This window comes from Mycolicibacterium sp. ND9-15 (assembly GCF_035918395.1).
Classification (GTDB): domain Bacteria; phylum Actinomycetota; class Actinomycetes; order Mycobacteriales; family Mycobacteriaceae; genus Mycobacterium.
In genome coordinates this window covers 953405-976846 of record NZ_CP142362.1, presented here as the reverse complement: position 1 = coordinate 976846, position 23442 = coordinate 953405, and the positions used below count along the sequence as shown (strand labels likewise).

Annotated in this window: 20 protein-coding genes; 12 read left to right on the top strand and 8 right to left on the bottom strand. The window is 67.2% G+C overall.

All coding sequences use genetic code 11. The annotated features are described in order from the left end of the window. Positions 1-1209, top strand: a complete 1209-nt coding sequence (locus QGN32_RS04775; RefSeq protein ID WP_326547501.1) for a thiolase family protein — start codon at positions 1-3, stop codon at positions 1207-1209. A gap of 3 nt (positions 1210-1212) precedes the next feature. Continuing rightward, a complete protein-coding gene (locus tag QGN32_RS04770) occupies positions 1213-1638 on the top strand; it encodes a Zn-ribbon domain-containing OB-fold protein (RefSeq protein WP_326547500.1) in 426 nt (141 codons plus the stop codon). A gap of 26 nt (positions 1639-1664) precedes the next feature. On the opposite strand, the gene QGN32_RS04765 is transcribed toward QGN32_RS04770, so the two are convergent. Then, the gene (locus tag QGN32_RS04765; protein ID WP_326547499.1) at positions 1665-2312 is read right to left on the bottom strand and encodes a TetR/AcrR family transcriptional regulator; all 648 of its coding nucleotides are present in this window, start codon (positions 2310-2312) and stop codon (positions 1665-1667) included. Beyond that, the gene (locus QGN32_RS04760) at positions 2299-3621 is read right to left on the bottom strand and encodes an aromatic ring-hydroxylating oxygenase subunit alpha (protein WP_326547498.1); all 1323 of its coding nucleotides are present in this window, start codon (positions 3619-3621) and stop codon (positions 2299-2301) included. The genes QGN32_RS04765 and QGN32_RS04760 overlap by 14 nt, the downstream gene beginning before the upstream one ends. 93 nt (positions 3622-3714) lie before the next feature. Here QGN32_RS04760 and QGN32_RS04755 point away from each other — a divergent pair, with 93 nt between their 5' ends. The 6 genes from QGN32_RS04755 (at position 3715) to QGN32_RS04730 (ending at position 14114) form a co-directional block, all read left to right on the top strand. Further along, complete coding sequence (locus QGN32_RS04755; RefSeq protein ID WP_326547497.1) at positions 3715-5475, top strand: N-acyl-D-amino-acid deacylase family protein; 1761 nt, start codon at positions 3715-3717, stop codon at positions 5473-5475. A 140-nt stretch (positions 5476-5615) separates the two neighbouring features. Then, positions 5616-8525 carry an MMPL/RND family transporter gene (locus QGN32_RS04750; protein ID WP_326547496.1) on the top strand — a complete coding sequence of 970 codons (2910 nt, stop codon included), beginning with the start codon at positions 5616-5618 and terminating at the stop codon, positions 8523-8525. Positions 8526-8594: 69 nt separating this feature from the next. After that, positions 8595-9278, top strand: a complete 684-nt coding sequence (locus QGN32_RS04745; RefSeq protein WP_326547495.1) for a PAS and ANTAR domain-containing protein — start codon at positions 8595-8597, stop codon at positions 9276-9278. Positions 9279-9293: 15 nt separating this feature from the next. Beyond that, positions 9294-9647 (top strand): STAS domain-containing protein, encoded by a 354-nt coding sequence (locus QGN32_RS04740; protein ID WP_326547494.1) that lies wholly within the window; start codon positions 9294-9296, stop codon positions 9645-9647. Then, positions 9640-13794, top strand: a complete 4155-nt coding sequence (locus QGN32_RS04735) for a SpoIIE family protein phosphatase (RefSeq protein ID WP_326547493.1) — start codon at positions 9640-9642, stop codon at positions 13792-13794. Before QGN32_RS04740 ends, QGN32_RS04735 begins: the two co-directional genes overlap by 8 nt. Continuing rightward, complete coding sequence (locus QGN32_RS04730) at positions 13794-14114, top strand: STAS domain-containing protein (protein WP_326547492.1); 321 nt, start codon at positions 13794-13796, stop codon at positions 14112-14114. The genes QGN32_RS04735 and QGN32_RS04730 overlap by 1 nt, the downstream gene beginning before the upstream one ends. 15 nt (positions 14115-14129) lie before the next feature. Here QGN32_RS04730 and QGN32_RS04725 read toward each other — a convergent pair whose 3' ends face one another. After that, positions 14130-15566, bottom strand: coding sequence for a glycoside hydrolase family 183 protein (locus QGN32_RS04725; protein ID WP_326547491.1), 1437 nt, complete (start codon positions 15564-15566; stop codon positions 14130-14132). A gap of 223 nt (positions 15567-15789) precedes the next feature. Here QGN32_RS04725 and QGN32_RS04720 point away from each other — a divergent pair, with 223 nt between their 5' ends. From QGN32_RS04720 to QGN32_RS04710, 3 genes are all read left to right on the top strand, one after another. After that, on the top strand, positions 15790-17121 hold the full coding sequence (locus QGN32_RS04720) for an APC family permease (protein ID WP_326547490.1): 1332 nt from the start codon (positions 15790-15792) through the stop codon (positions 17119-17121). Positions 17122-17275: 154 nt separating this feature from the next. Beyond that, complete coding sequence (locus QGN32_RS04715; RefSeq protein WP_326547489.1) at positions 17276-18178, top strand: extracellular catalytic domain type 1 short-chain-length polyhydroxyalkanoate depolymerase; 903 nt, start codon at positions 17276-17278, stop codon at positions 18176-18178. Positions 18179-18192: 14 nt separating this feature from the next. After that, positions 18193-18621, top strand: coding sequence for a VOC family protein (locus QGN32_RS04710; protein WP_326547488.1), 429 nt, complete (start codon positions 18193-18195; stop codon positions 18619-18621). A gap of 32 nt (positions 18622-18653) precedes the next feature. On the opposite strand, the gene QGN32_RS04705 is transcribed toward QGN32_RS04710, so the two are convergent. Further along, a complete protein-coding gene (locus tag QGN32_RS04705) occupies positions 18654-19847 on the bottom strand; it encodes a thiolase family protein (protein ID WP_326547487.1) in 1194 nt (397 codons plus the stop codon). An 81-nt stretch (positions 19848-19928) separates the two neighbouring features. Here QGN32_RS04705 and QGN32_RS04700 point away from each other — a divergent pair, with 81 nt between their 5' ends. Further along, complete coding sequence (locus QGN32_RS04700; protein WP_326547486.1) at positions 19929-20360, top strand: Zn-ribbon domain-containing OB-fold protein; 432 nt, start codon at positions 19929-19931, stop codon at positions 20358-20360. Positions 20361-20377: 17 nt separating this feature from the next. Here QGN32_RS04700 and QGN32_RS04695 read toward each other — a convergent pair whose 3' ends face one another. From QGN32_RS04695 to QGN32_RS04680, 4 genes are all read right to left on the bottom strand, one after another. Beyond that, complete coding sequence (locus QGN32_RS04695; protein WP_326548933.1) at positions 20378-21193, bottom strand: SigB/SigF/SigG family RNA polymerase sigma factor; 816 nt, start codon at positions 21191-21193, stop codon at positions 20378-20380. Positions 21194-21401: 208 nt separating this feature from the next. Next, a complete protein-coding gene (locus QGN32_RS04690; protein WP_326547485.1) occupies positions 21402-21605 on the bottom strand; it encodes a hypothetical protein in 204 nt (67 codons plus the stop codon). Between the two features lie 47 nt (positions 21606-21652). Further along, positions 21653-22369 (bottom strand): Crp/Fnr family transcriptional regulator, encoded by a 717-nt coding sequence (locus QGN32_RS04685; RefSeq protein ID WP_326548932.1) that lies wholly within the window; start codon positions 22367-22369, stop codon positions 21653-21655. Positions 22370-22464: 95 nt separating this feature from the next. Further along, positions 22465-23382 (bottom strand): LysR family transcriptional regulator, encoded by a 918-nt coding sequence (locus QGN32_RS04680; protein WP_326547484.1) that lies wholly within the window; start codon positions 23380-23382, stop codon positions 22465-22467. Positions 23383-23442: the final 60 nt, after the last annotated feature.

Here is a 23442-nt window from a genome sequence, read left to right as displayed (position 1 = left end):
ATGGGATTACGTGGGGAAGCCGCGATCGTCGGCTATGTGGAACTGCCGCCGGAACGGATGAACAAGGCCTCCCCGGCGCCGTTCACCCTCGAACAGTGGGCCGAACTGGGATCGGCTGCGCTCGCGGACGCCGGGCTCTCAGGTGAACTCGTCAACGGCATCGTCACCTCGCACCTCGCCGAGTCGGAGATCTTCGTGCCGTCCACGATCGCCGAATACCTTGGTGTCGGAGCGAACTTCGCCGAACTCGTCGACCTCGGCGGGGCCAGCGCGGCCGCAATGGTGTGGCGAGCGGCCGCGGCGGTCGAACTGGGCCTGTGCGACGTGGTGCTGTGCGCGCTGCCCGCGCGCTACATCACGCCGATGTCGGAGAAGAAGCCGAGGCCGTTGGTGGACGCGGTGTTCTTCGGGTCGTCGAGCAACCAGTACGGCTCCCCGCAGGCCGAATTCGAGATTCCCTACGGCAACCTCGGGCAGAACGGGCCGTACGGTCAGGTGGCCACCCGCTACGGTGCGGTCTACGGCTACGACGAACGGGCGATGGCCAAGATCGTCGTCGACCAGCGGGTCAACGCCAACCACACCGACGGCGCGATCTGGAAGGACAAGCCGCTCACGGTCGAAGACGTACTCGCCAGCCCGGTCATCGCCGACCCCTTGCGCATGCTCGAGATCGTGATGCCGTGCGTGGGCGGCGCTGCGGTGGTCATCGCGAACGCCGACATCGCCAGGCGGGCGCGTAACCGGCCGGTGTGGATCAAGGGCTTCGGCGAGCACGTGCCGTTCAAGACCCCGACCTACGCGGCCGACCTGCTGCACACCCCGATGGCCGAAGCCGCCGAAACCGCCTTCGGGATGACCGATCTGGCGCGCGCCGAAATGGACATGGTGTCGATCTACGACTGCTACACGATCACCGTGCTGCTCTCGCTGGAGGACGCCGGGTTCTGCGAGAAGGGCAAAGGCATGCAGTTCGTCGCCGATCACGACCTCACGTTCCGCGGCGACTTCCCGCTCAACACCGCCGGCGGTCAACTCGGCTTCGGCCAGGCCGGCTTGGCGGGGGGAATGCACCATGTCTGCGACGCCGCCCGGCAGATCATGGGGCGCGCGGGCGCCGCGCAGGTGGCCGACTGCAATCGCGCGTTCGTATCCGGCAACGGCGGGATCCTGTCCGAGCAGACCGCGTTGATTCTCGAAGGAGCCTGACCCGTGACCACGTTCGAGCGGCCGATGCCGGTCAAAACCCCCACCACCGCGCCGTTCTGGGACGCGTTGACGCAGCACCGCATCGTGATCCAGTACTCGCCGTCATCGGAGGCGTACGTGTTCTATCCGCGCGTGCGGGCGCCCCGCACCCTTGCCGGCGACCTCGAGTGGCGCGAGATCTCCGGGATGGGCACGCTGTACTCCTACACGGTGGCGCGCCGGCCCGTCGGGCCACACTTCGCCGACGCGGTGCCGCAGTTGCTCGCGATCGTCGAATGGGATGAGGGCCCGCGGTTCTCCACCGAGCTCGTCAATGTCGACCCGGCCGAACTGAAGGTCGGGATGCGGGTCAAACCGGTGTTCTTCGACTACCCCGAGCACGATGTGACGATGCTGCGCTACGAGCCCGCCGACATCGCGCCGAAATAGCATTCCAGGTCGTGACTCGCGACGGATCACGACCATGGCTTCTCAGTCGCGAGGGTGTCTCGAAGGCGCAACGATGCCAGCAGCGCTTGCAGGCCGTACTCGAAGACCGCGTCGTAGTCGGTCGGCGACTGCAGCGCCCGCACCAGCGCCTGATCAGGCCAGTCGTCGGTCCACAGCGACGGGTCCTCCTCGTCGTGCTTGGCCCCACGCACCGCCGAGAACTGCATCACCGCAGACGAAATGACGTGCACCTGAACGGCGCGCAGTACGAGCGCGGCGTCCTGGCCCGTTACGCCGAGTGCCGCCAGTTGAGCCGCCAACGCCCGTTGCACCGGCAGGAACAGCCGCGGCGTGGTGTCCCTTTCATGGGCGATGGCAAGCAGGTGCTGCCGCTCGATCAGCAGCTTGCGTTGCGCGCGGGCCAGCGAAGCGATGCGGTCCACGGGGGTGTCTCCGGTGACGGGTAGGTGCGCCATCTCGTCGAGCAGTCGATCCACCAGGCTGTCGAACAGTTTGTCGCGACCGCCGACATGCCAGTAGATCGACGTCGCGGCGACACCGAGTTGTTCGGCCAACCCCCGCATGGTGAAGCCGTCCACCCCGTGCGTTTCGATCAGCTTCGCGGCGCTGTCGAGGATGGCTTCGGGGCTGCTCGGTGTGCTAATCGGTCTCACCTCCGGTCATCCGGTCGGACTCCGGCAGGTCGAGGTAGCGCTCGAGGTTGCGGTGCATGTTGATCACGCGTCGCTCCTCGTTGGACAGCGTCAGGTGCGTGAAACCGGGCTGATGCATGCCGCGCTGCAACCCGGCCAGCACCGAGATGTCCTGTGTGAGAACCAGTCCCGGGTGAGCCTCGGCGGCGGTCATCCGCACGTCGACCGGTTTGGTGCGGGGCGCACCGGGTGGCATGCGCGTCCACAGCACCATCACCAACTCGCCGCGATCCGGGTCGGCCCCGGGATGTGACGTCATCACGGTCAGGTGGTCGGCGTTCATCAAGAGCGTCATATTCGGGAACACGTTGTACTGGTGCAGTCGCATGACCTCGTCGGTGCCGGCCCAGTCCAGGTCGACGCCGCGGGAGGCCGCGAACGCCCGGGTCCGAGCGGCGATCACGTCGGCCACCGAAGCTCCGGGGTCACGGTCGTCGGGCAGCGGCGTGCCCTCCTCGACGCCCATCAGCGCACCCTGGGTGCAGACGTATGCGTCCCAGACCTCGCTGTCGGCGAGGGCGCGCTTCAGGTGTGGGCTCGGAACACCGTACAGCTGTTCGGATTTGCCCGTGTGTCCCCAGATCGTCTGCGGCGCATAGACGTCGTCCATGCAGCGGTGCAGCTCCGGGTGCAGGGTCTGGATGTGGTAGGTCTCGCTGTACCCGTCGGCGATCGTCTTCCAATTCGCGTCGACGTCGATCGTCATGGTGGCGTAGCAGCGGAAGTCGGCGAGCCTGCACCACTCGACATCGCCCGGCATGCCTTCCAGGTAGTCGAGCAGGGGCATCGCGTCGACATCGAGGTTGACGAAGACCAGCCGCTCCCAGGTGTCCACGGCGACCGGGACCAGCGGAAGCTCGGCCATGCGCAGGGCGCCGAAGCCTTTGCGGTTCGGCACTCGTCGCAACTCGCCGCCGAGATCCCATGTCCAGCCGTGATATCCGCATCGCAACTCGTTCAGGCCCGAGCCGGAGCCCGAGCACAACGAGTTGCCGCGGTGCCGGCACACGTTCTGGAACCCGCGCAGGACGCCGTCCTCGCCACGCACGATCAGAACCGAGTATGGGCCGCAACGGTATTCGAAGTAGTCACCGGGCTCGGCGACGTGGTCGACCGTGCAGGCGCACTGCCAGACCTTCGGCCACATGCGCTCGATCTCCAATCGCGCGAACGCCGCCGAGTAGTACCGCTCGGCGGGCACCAGCGTCGGCCGCGCGGGCGGGGCGCCGATCGCGTCTTCGCGACGGACGTCGTGCGCGATGCGCGTCATGATCGGTCCTCTCCGAAGCCGCCTCATGGCTCTCTGTAACGGTGTTACAGTGCCCGACATTAGCGGCTGCAATCCGGATCCGGAGGAGTAATCGTGTTCGACCTGAAGATCACCGGCGGGACGGTCGTCGACGGCACGGGTGCGGACCGGTTCATCGCCGACATCGGGGTGAAGGACGGCAAGATCGTCGACGTCCGCCGACGAGGCGCCGGCGACGCGCCGATGCAGGGTGGGGCCGCCGAGACCATCGACGCGAGCGGGAAGGTCGTCGCGCCCGGCTTCGTGGACATCCACACCCATTACGACGGTCAGGTCAGTTGGGACAGCATGCTCGAGCCCTCCAGCGGTCACGGGGTGACCACCGTGGTCACCGGCAACTGCGGTGTCGGGTTCGCGCCGGTACGGCCCGGCCGGGAGGAGTGGCTGATCGGGCTGATGGAGGGCGTCGAGGACATCCCGGGCACCGCGCTCACCGAAGGTATCTCGTGGGGGTGGGAGAGTTACCCCGAATACCTCGACGTTGTCGACAAGCAGCAGTTCGCCATCGACGTGGGCAGCCAGATCGCGCACGGTGCGGTTCGCGCGTACGCGATGGGGGAGCGGGGAGCCCGCAACGAGCCCGCCTCCTCCGAGGACATCGCCGCGATGGCGCGCCTGGTGCAGGACGGCATCGAGGCGGGCGCGCTGGGTTTCTCGACCTCGCGCACCCTGGGCCACCGTGCCATCGACGGTGAACCGGTCCCCGGCACCTTCGCCGCGGAGGACGAACTCTTCGGGCTCGGCCGGGCCATGGCCGCCGGTGGGCGGGCCGTGTTCGAGCTGGCGCCGCAGGGTGTCGCCGGCGAGGACATCATCGCTCCCAAGAAGGAACTGGAGTGGATGAAGCGCCTCGCCGCGGAGATCGACCGCCCGATCTCGTTCGGGATGATCCAGGTCGACGCGGCGCCCGACTTGTGGCGCGAACAACTCGACATCTCGGCCGAGGCGCACGCCGCGGGCAGCCAACTGTATCCGCAGATCGCCGCGCGCCCGTTCGGGATGTTGTTCGGCTTCCCGGGACACCATGCGTTCACGCACCGCCCCACCTTCCGCAGGCTCAAGGCCGAGTGCAGCCGGGAGGGACTGGCGGCGCGCCTGGCCGATCCCGCGGTCAAGGCAGCGATCCTCTCCGAGGCCGACCTGCCGGCTGACCCTTCGGTGTTGTTCGACGCCATGTTCGCGCTCGTGCAGCACTCGCTCGGTCGCATCTATTCGCTGGGCGATCCGCCCGACTACGAACCGACACCGGACCGCGCGGTGACCGCCATCGCGAGTGAACGCGGCGAAGACCCGCTGTCGACGCTCTACGACCTGATGCTCGAAGACGACGCCACGGCGATGTTGATGCTGCCGTTCTACAACTACTTCTACGGCAACCACGACGCGATCCGGGAGATGCTGCTGCATCCGGCTGGTGTGGTCGGACTGTCCGACGGTGGGGCGCACTGCGGCATGATCTGCGACGCCTCGTATCCGACGTTCCTGCTGACCCATTGGGCGCGGGACCGCCATCGCGGTGACAAGCTGCCGCTGGAATATGTGGTCCGCAAGCAGTCCCACGACACCGCGCAGCTGTTCGGGCTCTCCGATCGCGGCGTCATCGAGGTGGGTAAGAAGGCCGACCTCAACGTCATCGACATGGACGCGCTTACCCTGCATCCCGCGCGGATGGCCTACGACCTGCCCGCCGGCGGTCAGCGTCTGGTACAGGGTGCCTCCGGATACAGCGCGACGGTCGTCAGCGGCGTCGTGACGCGCCGCGACGGCGCCGACACCGGGGCCCGGCCGGGACGGCTCGTGCGTGGTGCGCGCTGAGCGGCGTCCGGTATCTGTGAACTCGCTGTCAGACCTGCGTTGACAGTGGATACTTCGACGGGCTAGATATACGACACACCTGACGGAGTTTTCAATGTCCGAGCTCCGCCGTGAAGTGACGGGCGAGCGAGGGGCGGGGCATGAGCAGAACCGAGGCGGTTCGCGCCCAGCATGGCGACCCGGGACCCGGAACCGTGCCCGCCCACCGCTCGCGGATCGCCCATGCCATCCGGGTGCTCGCGGTGCCCATCATCATCGGGTGGTTGGTCTTGACCGCGGTCACCAACGTGTTGGTCCCGTCGCTGGAAGAGGTGGGCAAGGCCAACACCGTTTCAATGAACGCCCATGACGCACCGGCCTTCATCGCGATGCAGCGCGTCGGCGCGAATTTTCAGGAGTTCGACTCCGACAGCAACGCGATGGTCATCCTCGAGGGCGACAAGCCACTCGGCGCCGACGCGCACCGCTACTACGACGAGCTGATCAAGAGGTTCCGGGCCGACCCACACCACATCGAGCACGTCGCCGACTTCTGGAGCGACCCGCTCACCGCGGCGGGCGCCCAGAGCGCCGACGGTAAGTCCGCCTACGTGCAGATCTATCTGCGCGGCAACATGGGCGAGACGATTTCCAACGAGTCGATCCAAGCCGTCCGCGACATCATCGCGGAAACGCCCGCCCCGCCAGGGGTCGAGGCCTATGTCACCGGCGGAGCGGCGCTGGGCGCAGACCAGCGCGTCGCCGGCGACAAGGGAGCCTTCAAGGCCACCGTCGCCACGCTGATCGTCATCGCGGTGATGCTGCTGTTCGTCTTTCGCTCGATCGCCACCATGATCCTGATCCTGTTGATGGTGTTCGTGGAACTCGGTTCCTCCCGCGGGATCGTCGCGTTCCTCGGGGACTCCGGGCTGATCGGGCTGTCGACGTTCGCGACCAGCCTGCTGACCCTCATCGCGATCGCCGCGGGCACCGATTACGCGATCTTCCTCATCGGCCGGTACCAGGAGGCGCGACAACTCGGCGAGGACCGCGAAACCGCTTACTACACCATGTTTCACGGCACCGCCCACGTGGTGCTGGCCTCGGGGCTCACGATCGCAGGCGCGCTGCTGTGCCTGAAGTTCACTCGGCTGCCGTGGTTCCAGACCATGGCGGTGCCGTGCGCGGTGGGCGTTCTCGTCGCGGTGATCGCCGCCTTGACGCTGGGACCGGCCGTGGTCGTCGTCGGCGGCCGGTTCGGGCTGTTCGAACCGAAGCGGGCCATCAACTCGCGCTGGTGGCGGCGGGTGGGCGTCGTGGTCGTGCGGTGGCCCGGGCCGGTCCTCGTCGCGACGTGCGCGCTGTCGCTGATCGGGCTGTTGGCATTGACCGGATACAAGGTCGACTACGACGGTCGCCACTTCCTGCCCGCCGACACCCCGGCCAACATCGGATATGACGTGGCCGACCGGCATTTCGACGCGGCCCGGATGAACCCTGAGCTGATGATGGTGGAAAGCGACCACGATCTGCGCAACTCGGCCGACTTCCTGGTGATCGACAAGATCGCCAAGGGGGTGTTCCGCGTACCGGGCATCGCCCGGGTGCAGACCATCACCCGGCCGCAGGGTAAGCCGATCGAGCACACCACGATCCCGTTCCTGCTCAGCATGCAGGGCACCACCAACCAGATGAACCAGAAGTATCTGCAGGACCGGATGGCCGACATGCTGGTGCAGGCCGACGAGATGCAGACGACCATCGACACGATGGAGAAGATGGCCGGCCTGATGCAGCAGATGGCCGACACCACCCACAGCATGGTCCAGAAGACCAAGGCCATGGCGATCGACGTCGCCGAGTTGCGGGACCACATCAGCGATTTCGACGATTTCTTTCGGCCGATCCGCAATTACTTCTACTGGGAACCGCACTGTTACAACATCCCGGTGTGCTGGTCGCTGCGGTCGGTGTTCGACACGCTCGACGGTATCGACACGCTGACCGACGACATCCAAGAGCTGGTACCGGACCTCGAACACCTCGACACCCTGATGCCCCAGCTGGTCGTGCTGCTGCCACAGCAGATCGAGACCATGAAGACGATGAAGTTGATGATGCTGACCATGCGCACCTCGCAGAAGGGGCTGCAGGATCAGATGGCGGCCATGCAGGAGAACTCGCACGCGATGGGCGACGCGTTCGACGCATCGATGAACGACGACTCGTTCTATCTGCCGCCGGAGGCGTTCGAGAACAAGGACTTCCAGCGCGGCATGGACAACTTCATCTCACCGGATGGCAAGTCGGTGCGCTTCATCATCGAGCACGAGGGCGACCCGGCCACTCCGGAGGGCATCGACCACATCGACGCGATCAAGCTGGCCGCCAAGGAAGCGATCAAGGGCACCCCGCTGGAGGGCTCGACCATCTACCTCGGCGGGACCGCTGCCACGTACAAGGACATGCGCGACGGCTCGAACTATGACCTGGTGATCGCCGGATTATCCGCGGCCGCACTGATTTTCATCATCATGCTGATCGTCACGCGCGCCGTGGTGGCGGCAGCGGTGATCGTCGGCACGGTGCTGCTCTCGCTCGGCACGTCGTTCGGTCTGTCCGTGCTCGTCTGGCAGCACCTGCTGGGCATCCGCCTGCACTGGATCGTGCTGGTGATGTCGGTGATCCTGTTGTTGGCGGTGGGTTCGGACTACAACCTGCTGCTGGTGTCCCGGTTCAAGGAGGAACTGCACCACGGCTTCAAGGTCGCGATCATCCGGGCGATGGCCGGTTCCGGCTCGGTGGTCACCTCGGCGGGTCTGGTGTTCGCCGCGACGATGGCCTCGTTCGTCGTCGGTGATCTGCGCAGCATCGCCCAGGTCGGCAGCACCATCGCGCTGGGCCTGCTGTTCGACACTCTGGTCGTGCGTGCCTTCATGACGCCGTCCATCGCGGCACTGCTGGGCCGGTGGTTCTGGTGGCCGCAGGTGGTGGCCACACCGGCGTCGAAACGCAGGCTGGCCGCCGTATTCCCGGAACGCGTGGCGGCGTCGACCCGCGCGGGCGGCTGAGTCCGATCTGACCGGTACGGGGCTTTTCGAACCCGCTCCTCACGGCGGTTGTGGTGCGATGATGGGGGTATGTCGAACCCGGAGCCGGCGGGTAGTCCGCTGCCATCCGCCTCGGGCTGGGCCACCGCGGACCGCAACGTCGGCACGTTCCGGTTCTGGTTCGTCGGGCAGCGCTGGGAGTGGTCCGACGAAGTGGCGCGGATGCACGGATACGAACCCGGTGCCGTGGTGCCGACAACCGAGTTGCTGTTGTCACACAAACACCCCGACGACCGCCAGCATGTGCAGGACCTTCTCGACCACGCGCTGCACATGGGCGGGTCGTTCTCCAGCCGCCACAGGTTCATCGACACGGCGGGCAGGGTGCACACCGTGATCGTGCTGGGGGACCGGATGCTCGACGACGCGGGTGCCGTGGTCGGTACCGAGGGCTACTACGTCGATCTGACCGACACATTCGCGCAAACTCGCCGCCAGGCGTTGAGCGACTCACTTCCCGAGCTGTTCGAGGCGCGGGCGGCGATCGAGCAGGCCAAGGGCGCCCTGATGCTCGTGTACCGGATCGACGCCGACGCCGCGTTCGAGCTGTTGATGTGGCGCTCCCAGCACACGAACACCAAACTGCGCGCGCTCGCCGCCCAGATCGTCGCCGAACTCGGCACCATCGATCCCCCGCGTGACGATCTGCGCAGGCAGTTCGATCATCTGCTGCTCACCGCGCACAATCGCGTCGACGCCGACCGCGGCGAGTAGGCGAACGAGGGTCGTGTGGCGCTGATAGACGTGAGCCTGGATCTGCGTGATGCGGCCGTGCTGGTGTCCGTGGTGGGCGAAGTGGACTCGGGCAGTGTAGGCACGCTGCAGCCCGAGCTCGACGCCGCGATCGAGGCCGCCGGCGGACATCCGGCCAAGCTGCTGATCGTCGAACTCTCGAGGGTTGCCTACTTCGGCAGCGCGGGGCTCAACGCCGTTCTCGAGTGCTACGAGAAGGGACTCGCAGCAGGGGTCTCGGTGCGGGTGGTGGCCGCCAACCCCGAAGTGGTGCGACCCATCGAGATCACCAAGCTCGACACCATCATCCGGCCATACCCGAACGTCGCCGACGCGGTCCGAGATGAGTGACGCGAGCGGGTCGCGGGATCGGCTGACCACCGTCTTCGACGCAGACAGCGAGGTCGGAGCCGACCTCGCCCGGGTGCGTTGGGAGGCCACTTTGCTCGGTGCGCCCCCGAGCTGGCCGCAGAGCCTGCAGACCGCGGTCTCCATCCTGCTGTCGTCGCGATTTCCGATGTGGATGGCCTGGGGGCCGGAGCTGACGTTCTTCTGCAACGCGGCGTATCGCCGGGACACGCTGGGGCGCAAATACCCCTGGGCGCTCGCCCGTCCCGCCCGCGAGGTTTGGGCCGAGATCTGGCCCGATATCGGCCCGCGCATCGACAAGGTGCTCTCGACCGGCCAGGCCACCTGGGACTCGGCGCTGCTGCTGTTCCTCGAGCGTTCCGGATATCAGGAGGAGACGTACCACACGTTCTCCTACAGCCCACTTCGCGACGACGCGGACCGGGTGGTCGGGATGTTGTGCGTGGTCAGCGAGGACACCCAGCAGGTGATCAGCGAGCGCCGGATGGCGACGTTACGCGACCTCGGATCGGATCCGAGCGTCGTGCGCACCGAAGAGGAGGTCATGGCGTTCGCCGAGCGCCAACTCGGCCAGAACCTGCGCGACCTCCCCTTCACGCTGACCTACCTGTTCGACACCGACGGCGGCGCACGGCTCGCCGGGAGCAGCGGGATCGCCGTGGGGCACCCAGTCGCTCCGGCGCGGCTTGCCGCGGGCGGGCAAACAACGTGGCCGCTGGACGGACCGGTGCGTGGGGAGGCCGTGGTCGTCGAACTCGACGACGGTCGGTATCCGAACCTGCCGACCGGCGACTGGCATGGTCCACCGATCCGCGCGCTGGTCGTGCCGTTACAGCAGCAGGGTGCCTCGCCGAGCGGCTTTCTGGTGGCCGCTCTGAATCGCTACCGCCCGTTCGACGACGCGTACCGCGGCTTCGTCACACTCGTCTCGGGGCACATCGCCGCGGGCATCGACAGCGCGCGCAACTACCAGGCCCAGCAGCAACGCGCTGAGGAACTCGCCGAGCTGGACCGCGTCAAGACGACGTTCTTCTCCAACATCAGCCACGAGTTCCGCACCCCCTTGACGTTGATCCTCGACCCGGTTGCAGAGCTACGGGCCCGCAGCACCGGTCTCGACGAACTGGCCCGCGAAGAGCTGGATATCATCTGGCGCAACGGATTACGGCTAGCCAAGCTGGTCAACACACTGCTCGACTTCTCGCGGATCGAGGCCGGCCGCATGCAGGCCAACTTCGCGCCGGTCGACCTCGGCGCGGTCACCGGCGAATTCGCCAGCGTCTTCCGGTCGGCGATCGAGCGGGCCGGGCTCAGGTTCACCGTCGACTGTGCTGCCCTCGACGACACGGTCTACATCGACCTCGACCTGTGGGAGAAGGTGGTATTCAATCTCCTGTCGAACGCGCTCAAGTTCACGTTCAGCGGCGGTATCTCGGTCGGCGTGGGCCGTGACGGCGGCGAAGCGGTGGTGACCATCTCCGACACCGGTGTCGGCATGGCCGCCGCGGAGATGCCCCGATTGTTCGATCGGTTCCACCGCATCGAGAACGTACGGGCGCGGTCCAACGAGGGCAGCGGCATCGGGTTGGCGTTGGTCAAGGAGCTGATCGAATTACACAGCGGCAGCATCTCCGTCGACAGCACCGAAGGTGCGGGCACCGCCTTCACGATTCGCCTGCCGTTCGGCGCCGCGCATCTTCCCGCCGATGCCCTCGCATCGCCCGAGCAGACCGGAACGCCGACCGCTGGTGCCGAGCCCTATCTGCAGGAGGCGCTGCGCTGGCTGCCGCCCGACGGCGAAGCGCCCATGCCCCACACCTCGCCGCAGGCACCTGGGGCGCTCGGTTCCGGTCCGACACCGTACGTGCTCGTCGCCGACGACAACGCCGACATGCGTGACTACGTCGCCCGGCTGCTGCGTAACCACGGCTACCTCGTCGACACGGTCGCCGACGGTCGGCAGGCGCTCGACGCGGTACGTGCGGACCTGCCCGACATGGTGATCAGCGACGTGATGATGCCCGGCGTCGACGGATTGCATCTGGTCGCCGCTTTGCGGTCGGATTCCCGTACCGCAGCCGTGCCGGTGCTCCTGCTATCCGCGCGCGCCGGACAGGAGGCCGCCATTGAGGGCCTGCAGGCCGGCGCCGACGACTATCTCGTCAAGCCGTTCGCCGCCGCAGAACTGCTGGCCCGGGTCCGCGCCAACGTCAAACTCGCCCGCCTGCGCAACCACCACGCCCGCTGGCGCACCGCGCTGATCGACTCCTTGCAGGAAGCGTTCTTCGTGGCCGACGACCGCGGCGTAGTGGTCGAGATCAACGCGGCGTTCACCGACATCCTCGGCTTCGGCGTCGAGGGACTGCCGTATGAGCCCCTGCAACCGTGGTGGCCGTCGGCTGAGTCCGACCCGGACGCGCACCGCCAGGCGCGCGAGGTGTTGGCGCGGGTACTGACCGAACCACATGGCAGGCACACGGTTCCGGTCACCCATCGCGACGGGCATCGCCTGTGGGTGACGTTCACCTTCAACCAGATCGAGGAGATCGACACCGGCCGCCGCGTGATGGTCGGCACCTTCCGTGACGTCACCGCCGAGCACTACACCGTACAGCGGGAGGCCGCGTTGGCCGCCCTCAACCAAGAACTCGCCCAAGCCGATACGCTCGACGACGCGGTGCGTGCGGCCGCCGACGAGCTGCGTTCGATATGGGGTGCGCGCCGTGTTTTGGCAGCGACCTTCCCGACCGACGAGGGTGAGACAGCGCTCGAGCCGACGGCCCTGATCTGTTCCGGCGAGCCGGCGCAGTGGCAGGACCTGTCGGCGGCCGCCAAACTGTCGATCACCTCGCTGCGCTCCGCCGATTCGCTCGTCGCCGACATCTCGGAACCGGGATCGGCGCGCATCGGGCTGCAGCATCCGCAGGGGGTGCTCGTCGTCTACCTCGAGTTGGCCGAGCGGCGCCCGTTCGTACCGGAGGACCAGACACTGCTGGCCGTCCTCGCCGGGCGCCTGGGCCAGGGCCTGCATCGCGTACACCAACTCGACCAGCAGCGTGAAACGGCGCTCGCGCTGCAACACGCGATTCTCGGGCCCAGCGTCTCGAGCGGGTTCGCCGTGCGGTACCAGCCGGCCACCCGCCCGCTCCAGGTGGGCGGTGACTGGTATGACCTCGTCGACCTCGACGACGGCCGCATCGCGTTGGTCGTCGGCGACTGCGTCGGGCACGGGCTGAGCGCCGCGACCGTGATGGGCCAACTGAGAAGCGCCTGCCGGGCGCTGCTACTCGAACATCCCGGCCCTGCCGCGACGTTGACGGCCCTCGACCGGTTCGCCGCCCGCTTACCGGGGGCGCGCTGCACGACCGCGTTCTGTGCCGTGCTCAATCCGGACACCGGTGAGCTGTTGTACTCCAGCGCCGGACACCCGCCGCCCGTCGTGGTGCTGCCCGACGGCAGCAGTCGGCTGCTCGACGATGCCTCGGTCACTCCACTGGGATTGCCCTACGACCACGTCCGTCCCGAGGGCCGCGCAATTCTGCCGCCCCGCGCGACCCTGCTGCTCTACACCGACGGCCTGGTCGAGCGCCGGCGCGAGGCGTTGGACAAGGGCATCCGCCGGGCCGCGAGCGTGCTCGGGAAGCATCCCACCACCACGCTCGAGGACCTGGCCGACGAGATCATGTCGAAGCTGGCCCCCCGCAACGGATACCAGGACGACGTCGCACTGCTGCTGTATCGCCAGCCGGCGCCGCTGGATCTCCATTTCACCGCGGACGCGCGCGAATTGGCGGGCACACGCGACGTGCTGCGTAAGTGGCTGAAGCGGGCCGGGGTCGATCCGACGCAGACGCTCGACGTGCTCATCGCCACCGGGGAGGCGCTCGCCAACGCCGTCGAGCATGGCCACCGCGACGATCCCGGCGGGACCGTGCGTCTGCACGCAACCGCGCTGGCCGACCGACTGCACCTCACCATCGCCGACACCGGCGCCTGGAAAGCGCCGCATCACGACCCTGCCGCGCATCGCGGCCGCGGCATCGCGATGATGCGGGCGCTGATGCACGAAGTCTCGATCGAACCGGGCGAAAGCGGCACGACGATCAACATGCACGCGAGCATCGCCTGATGGCCACCCCATTGACCCTGCGCACCCGCCGCCGCGAGGACGGCACCGTGCTGCTGACCGCAACCGGGGAACTCGACCTGAGCAACATCGAGGCGTTCAGCAAAGCCATCGCCGCCGCCGTGAACGACCAGAAGGACGATGTCGCAAGGCTGACCGTCGATCTGAGCGCGGTCGAGTACCTCGACAGCGGCGCGATCAACACGTTGTTCGAACACGCCGAGCGGATCCGCCGGATCGTCGCCAATCCGATCCTGATGCCGGTCCTGACCATCAGCGGTCTGACGTCGGTGGCCACAGTCGAAGCGGCGGAAGAGAATTGAGTTCGACCGTCGGCGTTACGGCAGCACGGTGCGCATCAACATGACGTTGTAGGCAGACCACAGCGAAAGGTTGAAGTACAGCTCCTTACCGGTCGACCACGGGTGCAGGAACGGCGCGTAAATGCCGCCGGGAATGTCCCACGACCGCACCAGCAACTGCTCGGGACCCCAGGGGCCCTGCGGGGCGGGCGCCATCCTGGCCACCACGTCGTTGGCTCCGTTGCAGTACAGCGCCACGTACTGCTTGAGGTAGGTGTTGTACTGGGCGCTCATCTCTCCCACCGGGCCGGGAATCACGACCGTCGCGACGCCGGGATCCCTTGGTACCCAGGCATTCTGCTCGGCGTTCCAGTACTCGTACCGATTGAGATCGGGCACCGCTCCTTGTGGAACGCGCGCAATGTAGGCCGCGCCGGCCCGGCCCGACGGCGTGCCGAACGAGTACACGTAGGGATCGCCCGGCCCGCCTCGAAGGAACGCGCCCTGCTGGAAGTTCTCGTTGCCGCGCACATACGCAGCGTCTCGGACGTCGCCCTCGCGGGCCGCCCGCACGCTGCCGGGGTACACCCCCCAGTGCTCGCCGTTGTCGGGGGAGACCGCGATCGCCGAGAAGTTCGTCGTCCATCTCCCGTCGGCGTCCCAGTTCTTGATGGACATGAAGTTCACGTACTGGTTGCCGCCGTCGGCGATACCCGCCGTCGGGATGATGCCCTTTTCGTTCGGTGCCCACTTGGTGCTGTTGATGATCTGCTTGGAGAGGCCCGGGGCCCACAGCGGTGAACCGGAATACCGGTTGGCGAGCACGCCGTCGGGCACTGCGACCGTTTTGGAAAGAGCGCCGTCCTGAGTGCGGAACAGCGTGTTGTACCGCCACTGTTGACCGCGCACGCTGCAGTACCCGTAGGTGTCGCCGAAGGCCACCAGCACCTGGCGGTTGGCGGGATCGCCGTTGTCCCACATGATCCCGAGGTCGGTGCCGGTGATCGCGAAGCGCCCCACGGTGTTGTTCGGGCTCTCCGGCCCGGTCACCCAGCCGACGAGTGTGGTCCCGGGCGGCGCGGGCGGCGGGGGTGGATCGGGGGTCGCGGCAGCGGGAACCTGTTGCGCTGCAGGTTGATCGGCGGTCGGACGGGGCGGTACGGGCCGCACGCCGGCCTGCTGTTCGACCGCCGCCGAATCCGGCGACAGCGAGTCGAGAATCTCCCCGGGCAACCGGCCGAGCTGCGGTAGCGGCGCCTCCTCGTTCGTGTTGCGCGGCCGATGGCCCACCGGCGGCCCGCCGGGCAGTTCAGGGGTCGCTTCGGTGTTCGGCGCGGCGGGAGGTTGGGCGGCTGCCGCGGCACCGGTGCAGGGTTCCGCCGTGGCCGACGGGGCGACGCCGAGCACGGAGCACAATCCGATCACGGTTGCCGACGCCACTGAAATCGAGGCGATGCGCGGACGCGGCGACATGTCACACCTTTCCGGAAGCGAACGTCGGAGCGACGTCAGCGATGGGCGGATGTGACGTTAGTGACCAAAGTGACGGTTGAGATGTTGGTGTCCGGATAGGTACTCATCCGTGACCGTGTCGCAACCCGAACAACCCGCAAGTTGCGCGTAATTGCCCGCGCTGAACTCTTGTTTTCACGCCCGGATCGCGTACTCGCCGCTGGCGTGGGGTATGAAGACCGCCATGACTTCCGCGGCGAGGGCGCATACCAGCGAGCCTGACGACACGGCCGCCGGCAGGCTCAAGCGCGGGATCACCGGACCGCTGCTGTTCCTGTTCGTCCTCGGCGACGTGCTCGGTGCCGGGATCTACGCGCTGATGGGTGTGTTGGCCGGTGACGTCGGCGGCGCGCTGTGGGCGCCGCTGCTCGTGGCGCTGCTGCTCGCCCTGCTCACCGCCGGTTCCTACGCCGAACTCGTGACCAAGTACCCGAAGGCCGGCGGAGCGGCGGTGTTCGCCGAGCGGGCCTTCGGCCGACCCGCGGTGTCGTTCCTGGTCGGATTCTGCATGCTGGCCGCGGGCGTGACCAGCGCGGCCGGATTGGCGCTCGCCTTCGCCGGCGACTACCTCGCGACGTTCATCGACGTTCCCGCCGTCCCCGCAGCGATCGTGTTCCTGGCACTGATCGGCTGCCTGAACGCGCGGGGCATCAGCGAGTCGGTCAAGAGCAACGTCGTGATGACGGTGATCGAGTTGACCGGTCTGCTGATCGTCGTCATCGCGGTAGCGGTCATGGTCGGCGCCGGCCGCGGCGAGGTCGGCCGTGTCACCCAGTTCCCCGACGGCGCGACGCCGGCGCTGGCGATTCTCAGCGGGGCGATCGTCGCCTATTACTCGTTCGTCGGCTTCGAAACCTCGGCCAATGTCGCCGAGGAGATCCGCAACCCGAGCAAGGTGTATCCCACGGCGCTGTTCGGCGCGCTCATCACCGCGGGTGTCCTCTACGTCCTGGTCGGGATGGCGAGCGCGACCGCGCTGCCTGCCGAAGAACTCGCGCAGTCGTCGGGGCCGTTGCTCGACGTGGTGGCGGCCTCGGGCGTGGGCGTGCCCGATTGGGTCTTCAGCGCGATCGCGCTCGTCGCGGTCGCCAACGGCGCGCTGCTGACGATGATCATGGCGAGCCGGCTCACCTACGGCATGGCCGAATACGGGCTGCTGCCCAGCGTGCTCGGTCGGGTGCTGCCGCGGCGGCGTACGCCGTGGACGGCGATCGTGGCGACCACCGCGGTCGCGATGGTGCTGAGCCTGTTTTCAAATCTGGCCACGCTCGCCGAAACCGTGGTGCTGCTGCTGTTGGTCGTGTTCATCTCGACGAACACCGCAGTGCTGGTGCTTCGCCGCGACCAGGTCGAACATCGTCATTTCCGGGTGTGGACAGCGGTGCCGGTGCTCGGCGTGGCGTCCTGCGTGCTGCTGCTGACTCAGCAGACCGCCCAGGTCTGGCTCTTTGCCGCGATCCTGGTGGCGGTCGGCCTGGTGCTCTATCTGGCGGCTCGGGCGGCGACGCGACGCTGACCAGCCTTGTTCGCGACACCTACGACGAATACGTTTGCGCACATTGGGTTTCGTCGATGACCACCGCCGGATGCCGGCCGTCGATCGAAACGAAACCGGCCGACCCGGGGCAAAAGGGGAACACGCTGGACCAGCGTGCATTACGTTCGCGCCCGTGGCTGCAGTTCGGAACGGGGGTGGACGTGTCGTGAGGGCGATCGTGCGATCGGCGGTCGTGCTGGCGGCGGTGTGCTGTCTTTTCGGATCCGGCGGCGCGCGGGCGTCGGCGTTCCCCGGCGGTGACGCCGCGGGCGCGCTGACGATCGGCGGGCTGAACCGCACCTATCACGTGCACGCCCCGCACGGGCTCGATCGCCCGGCCGGGCTCGTGCTCAACCTGCACGGTGCCGGAATGACCGGGCCGGCGCAGGCGGGGGCGACCAACTACAACGCGATCGCCGATCAGTACGGATTCGTGGTGGCCTATCCCGACGGCGTCGATATGAGCTGGGCGGACGGGCGCGGCGCCTCGATACCGGACCGCCAGGGCGTCGACGACGTAGGTTTTCTCGTCGCCCTGGCGGACCGACTTCGTCAGGAGTACGGCATCGACCCCGGTCACGTCTTCGCCATCGGGACGTCGGCGGGGGGCTTCATGGCGTCGCGGTTGGCGTGCGAACGTGCCGACGTCTTCGCCGCCGTGGCGCCGGTCGCGGGCTCGTTGGCGGCGGGACTTCCGTGTGCGCCGTCGCAGCCCGTGTCCGTGCTCGCGGTGAACGGGACGGCGGATCCCGTCGTACCGATCGGCGGGGGGCGGATGATGGGCCGCGGCGGTCCGAGCGACATCGTGGCACCGGCGGCGATGGCGCAGCGATGGCGCGACATCAACGGATGCCCACCGCCGGTGGACGAGGTGCAGGGCAGCGTGCACCGGTTGGTGGCCACCGGCTGCGCGGGCGGCAGCGAGGTGGTGTTCGTGCAGATCGACGGCGGAGGCCACGTCTGGCCCGGGGGCATGTTCGCCCCGTTCGACACCTCCCAATCCAGCGGACAGTTCTTCGCAACCCACGGCAGATGAAGTCAGGAGATCCAATGAGCGACGACGTGCCGGGCATCACCGGCATACACCACATCTCCATCACCGTGACGGACCTGGCGGCCAGCCTGGCTTGGTACGAACGGCTGCTCGGGGCCGACCGGCTGCCGATGAAGTTCCCTCACTACGAATGCGAAGACACCGGATACGCCGAACTGCTGATCGAGCCGGGCTCGGGTGTCGTGATCGGCCTGCACACCAATACCGGCAACGACGGGGCCCGATTCGATGAAGCCGCAACCGGATTGGACCACGTGGCGTTCAATGTGGCTTCCCGCGCCGAGTTGGACGCATGGACGCGGCGACTCGACGAGCTCGGCATCGAGCACTCCGATGTCAGGGCTGTTGAGGAACCGTTTCCGTTCGCGACGGTGGTTTTCCGCGACCCCGACAACATCCAGCTCGAGTTGTTCGCTGTGGGCTGACATGTGAGTCGACCGCGCCGCTCAGGGCGAGCTCAGCAGGTCAAAAGCAGGCACCCCGCGATCGGTCCGCCGCCGGCCGCAGCGACCGCCACTTCCGGGCGGCGCGCCAGCTGCCGGCCACCGGCCTGCCCGCGTAGCTGCAGACATGCCTCGTGCAGCAGCCAGTAGCCGTGCATCCGGCCCGCCGACAGCTGTCCTCCGTAGGTGTTGAGGGGCAGCGCGCCGTCGAGCGCGATCCGCGATGCGCCTTCGACGAACGGACCGGCCTCGCCGTCGGCGCAGAACCCCAGCGCCTCGAGCCAGGCGAAGGTCAGAAAGGTGAAACCGTCGTAGAGTTCGGCGATGTCGACGTCCGACGGTGTCAGGTCGGTGCGCGACCACATCTCGGCTGCGGCGTCGGTGGACGCCATCTTCGGGAAATCGTCACGGTGGAACCAGCCTCCCGAACCGTACGCTCCGCCAACGGCTTCCACAGCCACCGGCGGCTGCGGGCAGTCCGGCGCGAAGTCAGCATGAGAGATGACGAACGCGATCGATCCGTCGATCGGCACGTCGCAGTCGAACAGCCCGAACGGTGTGGACACCGGCCGCGACGCCAGATAGTCGGCCATGGTCATCGGGTCTCGGTAAGCCGCAAGCGGATTGAGCCCGGCATTGCGCCTGCTGTTGATCGCCAGCCAGCCCAGCTGTTCCTTCGTCGTGCCGTACAGCTCCATGTGCCGCATGCAGTGCATCGCCAGCCAGTTCGCCGCCGAGTAGGCGTGTGCGGCCAGCAATTCGTCGATATCGCCGAACGGCCCGAGCTGGCGCCGGGTTCCGGGTGCGCGCGGCTCGATCGGCGGGTTGGCCAGCGGGCTGGGCTCGGAAGTAGGCGGTGCCTGTGTCATCGTCCCGCCGAGCATCTGCACGGTCCGATACACCAACACATGCCGTGCGCGCCGCTCGGACACCGCCAGGATCGCCGACATCACCGGGGTGAGCACACCGCCGGTCGGAAATCCGTACCCTTGGTCGACGGCCTGAGTGCCCAGTGCCGCAACGACTTCGGCCAACGGTGTGTCACCGAAGGTGACGATCCCGTCGATGTCCCGCGCAGCCAGGCCGGCATCGGCGACGGCGCCGTGCACCGCCTCCATCGTCAGTTCCAACCCGGCAATCCCCGTGCGGCGGCCGATGCGGGAGATACCGAGGCCGCTGATGATCGCGTCCTTTTCGAACGTGCTCAACCGGCCACCGCCTCGCTGCGTCGCACTTCCTGTCGCGGAAGTCTTGTGATGACACCCGGTGCAGACTGTACTTTCCTAGACGTGTCCGAAGACGTGCCACCCGCCGCTGCGGCCAGAGTGCTGCCGACCCTCGATGAGCACAATCGGGCGTTCTGGACAGGTGGGGGCGGCAACCGACTGCTGATCCTTCGATGCGTGCGCTGCGAACTATGGGTGTCCCCGCCTGCCGCCGACTGCCCCGAGTGCGGGGGAGAACTCAACCCCCGCCCGGTCTCGGGTCGCGGCACGGTGTTCACCCACACCGTCAATTACCAGCCGTTCAATCCCGCCGTCCCGGTGCCGTATGTCGTCGCGATCATCGAGCTCGACGAGCAACCGGATCTGCGAATTGCAGCGAATATCGTGGACTGCGAACCGGATTCGGTTCGCGTCGGCCTACCCGTCGAGGTGCGCTTCGAACGGCAGGACGTCTACGGCGAAATCGCTTTCGTTCCCGTGTTCGCGCCGCGGTAGCGAATACGGCTGCGAACTCAGGCGCCGCGCTTGAGATGAGACGCCGGCGCAGGTGTGACGGGTATGGCCGACGGATGTCGCCCGCCCGCCGGCGCAGCGTTCACGCCGGGGTCGCACACCTGTTCGCGAAGTCGGCGAAGGGCCTGGGCGAGCAGACGCGACACATGCATCTGCGAGTAACCCATCCGTTCGGCGATCTGGGTCTGCGTCATGCTCTCGAAGAACCTCAGGAGCAGCACGGTCTTCTCACGCTCGGGCAACGCGGTGATCAGTGGTCGCACCGTTTCGAGGTCGACGACCTTGTCGATATTCGGGTCGATGTCGCCAAGGGTGTCACCGACCGAGCGGAACTCGTCATCGGCGGTGGCTTGGACATCGGTCGACAAGGTGGAGTAGTTGCTGCTGGCGATCGTCGCCTCCATCACCGCTTCACGTTCGATGCCGAGATGCCTGGCGACCTCGGACGGGGTGGGAGCACGACCGATCTGCTGCGACAACTCGGCGCGCGCCTTGACCAGCTGCCCCTGGAGGTCCTTGAGCCGGCGCGGCACCTTGACCGCCCAGCCGTAGTCCCGGAAGTGACGACGAACCTCACCCATGATGGTCGGGACCGCAAACGACAGAAAATCGGCACCGTTGTCCGAGTCGAAGCGGTTCACCGCGTTGACCAAGCCGACCCGCGCCGCCTGCACGAGATCGTCGATCGGCTCACCGCGATTGCGGTAGCGGCGAGCGACGTGGTCGGCGAGCGGCGATGTGCGTTCGACGATCGCCTCGCGCTGACGCCGGTAAGCCGGAGTGTCGTTTCCGAGCGTCTTGAGACGACGGAACATGTCGGTCACGTCTGCGTACTCGGAAGTCGCCTCGGATTGAGACTGGGACACTGCACAGGCTCCTAACGTCGCGACCCTGCCGTACGGATCACACGGCTCGGATCTGAACCTGTGGCTGCGGCGGTTTACCCCTCGGGACGCCGTGCCGAAACATCGCCCGTCGGACTTCTCCGCACCTCAGCGTAGCCCTCGCAGGGCCTTCCCGTGGTCAACCGGCGAATTCTTGCGCCTTTCGCGGTGCGTTGACCGGCATCGCGTGCTTTCCGTACGGGCGCTGTCTGCGCCCGGGTCGCGCGGGCGCGGTGACCAGGGGACTGTCCCAGATCGCCCCGGTGAACACTGCCGCACCCAGGGCCGTCAAGCCCGCCATCGCGATCAACGTGTCGGCGTCCATGGTTGCAGGGATACCCACCGATGGCGGCTTCGCAACCCGCGAACGCGGCGTGATTTGCTCGACCGTCAGCGGGCCCGGCGGGCGAGCAGTTCGGTCTGATGGATCACGAGGCTCTTACCGTCGACGGTGATCCAGCCCCGCTGGACGAACTCCGACAGCGCCTTGTTGACCGATTCCCTTGAGGCGCCCACCAATTGAGCGATCTCGGCTTGGGTCAGACCGTGGTCGAGGCGTAGCTGGCAATCATGCCGGATGCCGAAACGCTGTGCGAGGTGGAGTAGTTGTTTGGCGATCCGGCCGGGGACGTCGGTGAAGTTGATGTCGGTGATCAGGTCTTCGGTGCGCTGCAGGCTCCGCGCCAGAAGGCGCATCAATTGCTCGGCGATGTGCGGCCGGCCGTCGATACACGCCTGCAACGTGCCGCGGTCGATCGCCGCGGCGACCACAGCGGTCAGCGCCGTCGCGGAAGCGATGCGTGGCGCGGGATCGAACATCGACTCGGCGCCGAGGATGTCCGACGGGCCCAGGACGCCGAGGAGCTTCTCGGGGAGGTCCGGTGAACGCCAGCCGATCTTCACCTTGCCGTCGATGACGATGTACAGCCGGTCATCGAGCTGGCCTTCGCGGTAGATGGGTTCACCGGCGAGGAACCGGACGTGGGTGAAGAGGCCGGCCAGTGCCGCTCGGTCAGCCGGCTCCAGCCCACGCAGGATCGCCGAGCGGGTCAGCACTGCATCGCTGCGACCGTCCAGGTCGTTTCGGACCGCGGCGCCGGCAACCATGGCCATGTCTCTCTTAAGCCCCCTCCCAAGCGCCCTCCCAACCCGATGCGTACGGGGCTACCCGGCAGCGGGGCGGGTAAACGCCGGCGCTGGACTCACGGTCGCGCGGTGTTCTCCACGATGATCTCGCGCGCGGTCTCGTAGAACGCGCTGATGAGTGTGGAGAAGGACAACTCGAAGGGGTAGATCATGTGCACGTCGAGGGATTCGAGCTGCCATCCTGGCAGCACCGGCACGAGACTGCCTTCGCGAAGCTCCGTGGTGCACAGGATCTGGCTGGGCATCGCACCGATGCCCAGGCCCTGCATGATGTACTGCTTGCACACTTGAAAGTTGTTGGCACGGGCCCGGACCGGCGGCGTGAGCTCCCGTCGCCCGGTGTCTGCGGTGACGGCGAGCTTGCGGGGCCCACCGAATCCGAAGTCGATGAACGGCAGCGTGTTCAACTGCGTCGGATCGGTGATCGGCTCCGGCAGCTGCGCAACGAAATCCGATGAAGCGCAGAGGAACAGCTCGAGGCTGAACACCTTGCGGGCGATCAGCGTGGAATCTTGCAGCGGGCCGGTGCTGAACACCACGTCGAACCCGTCTCGAATCGGGTCGGCCATGTTGTCGACGAGGCGAATGTCCAGCCGCGAGTTCGGGTAGTGCCGCAGGAAGGCGGCACCCACCCGCGACGCATAGTCGATGCCGACGAACACCGGGAGCGCCACGCGCAGTTCCCCGCGGGGTTCTTGCCTGCTGCCCTCGACGAGTGCGCGGACGCCGTTGGCTTCGGCCAAAATGTTGACCGCGTGGTCGTACACCTTTTCGCCGAGGTCGGTGACGGTGAGCTGACGGGTGTTCTTGCGCAGGAGCTTGATGCCGAGGTCGGACTCCAGCTTGGCCAGCTTGCGGCTGACGGTCGACTTCGGCATGCCGAGGAGCGCCGCCGCCTTCGACAGGCTCCGGTTCTCCACCACCTTGCCGAAGATCAGCAGGGCGTCGACGTCGAAGGGCGGGTTCTGTTTCATCTCGTTCCGAATATGCAACAGCGTGTTGCGGCCATGGGTCTGTTTTGCCCATTTCGCCGC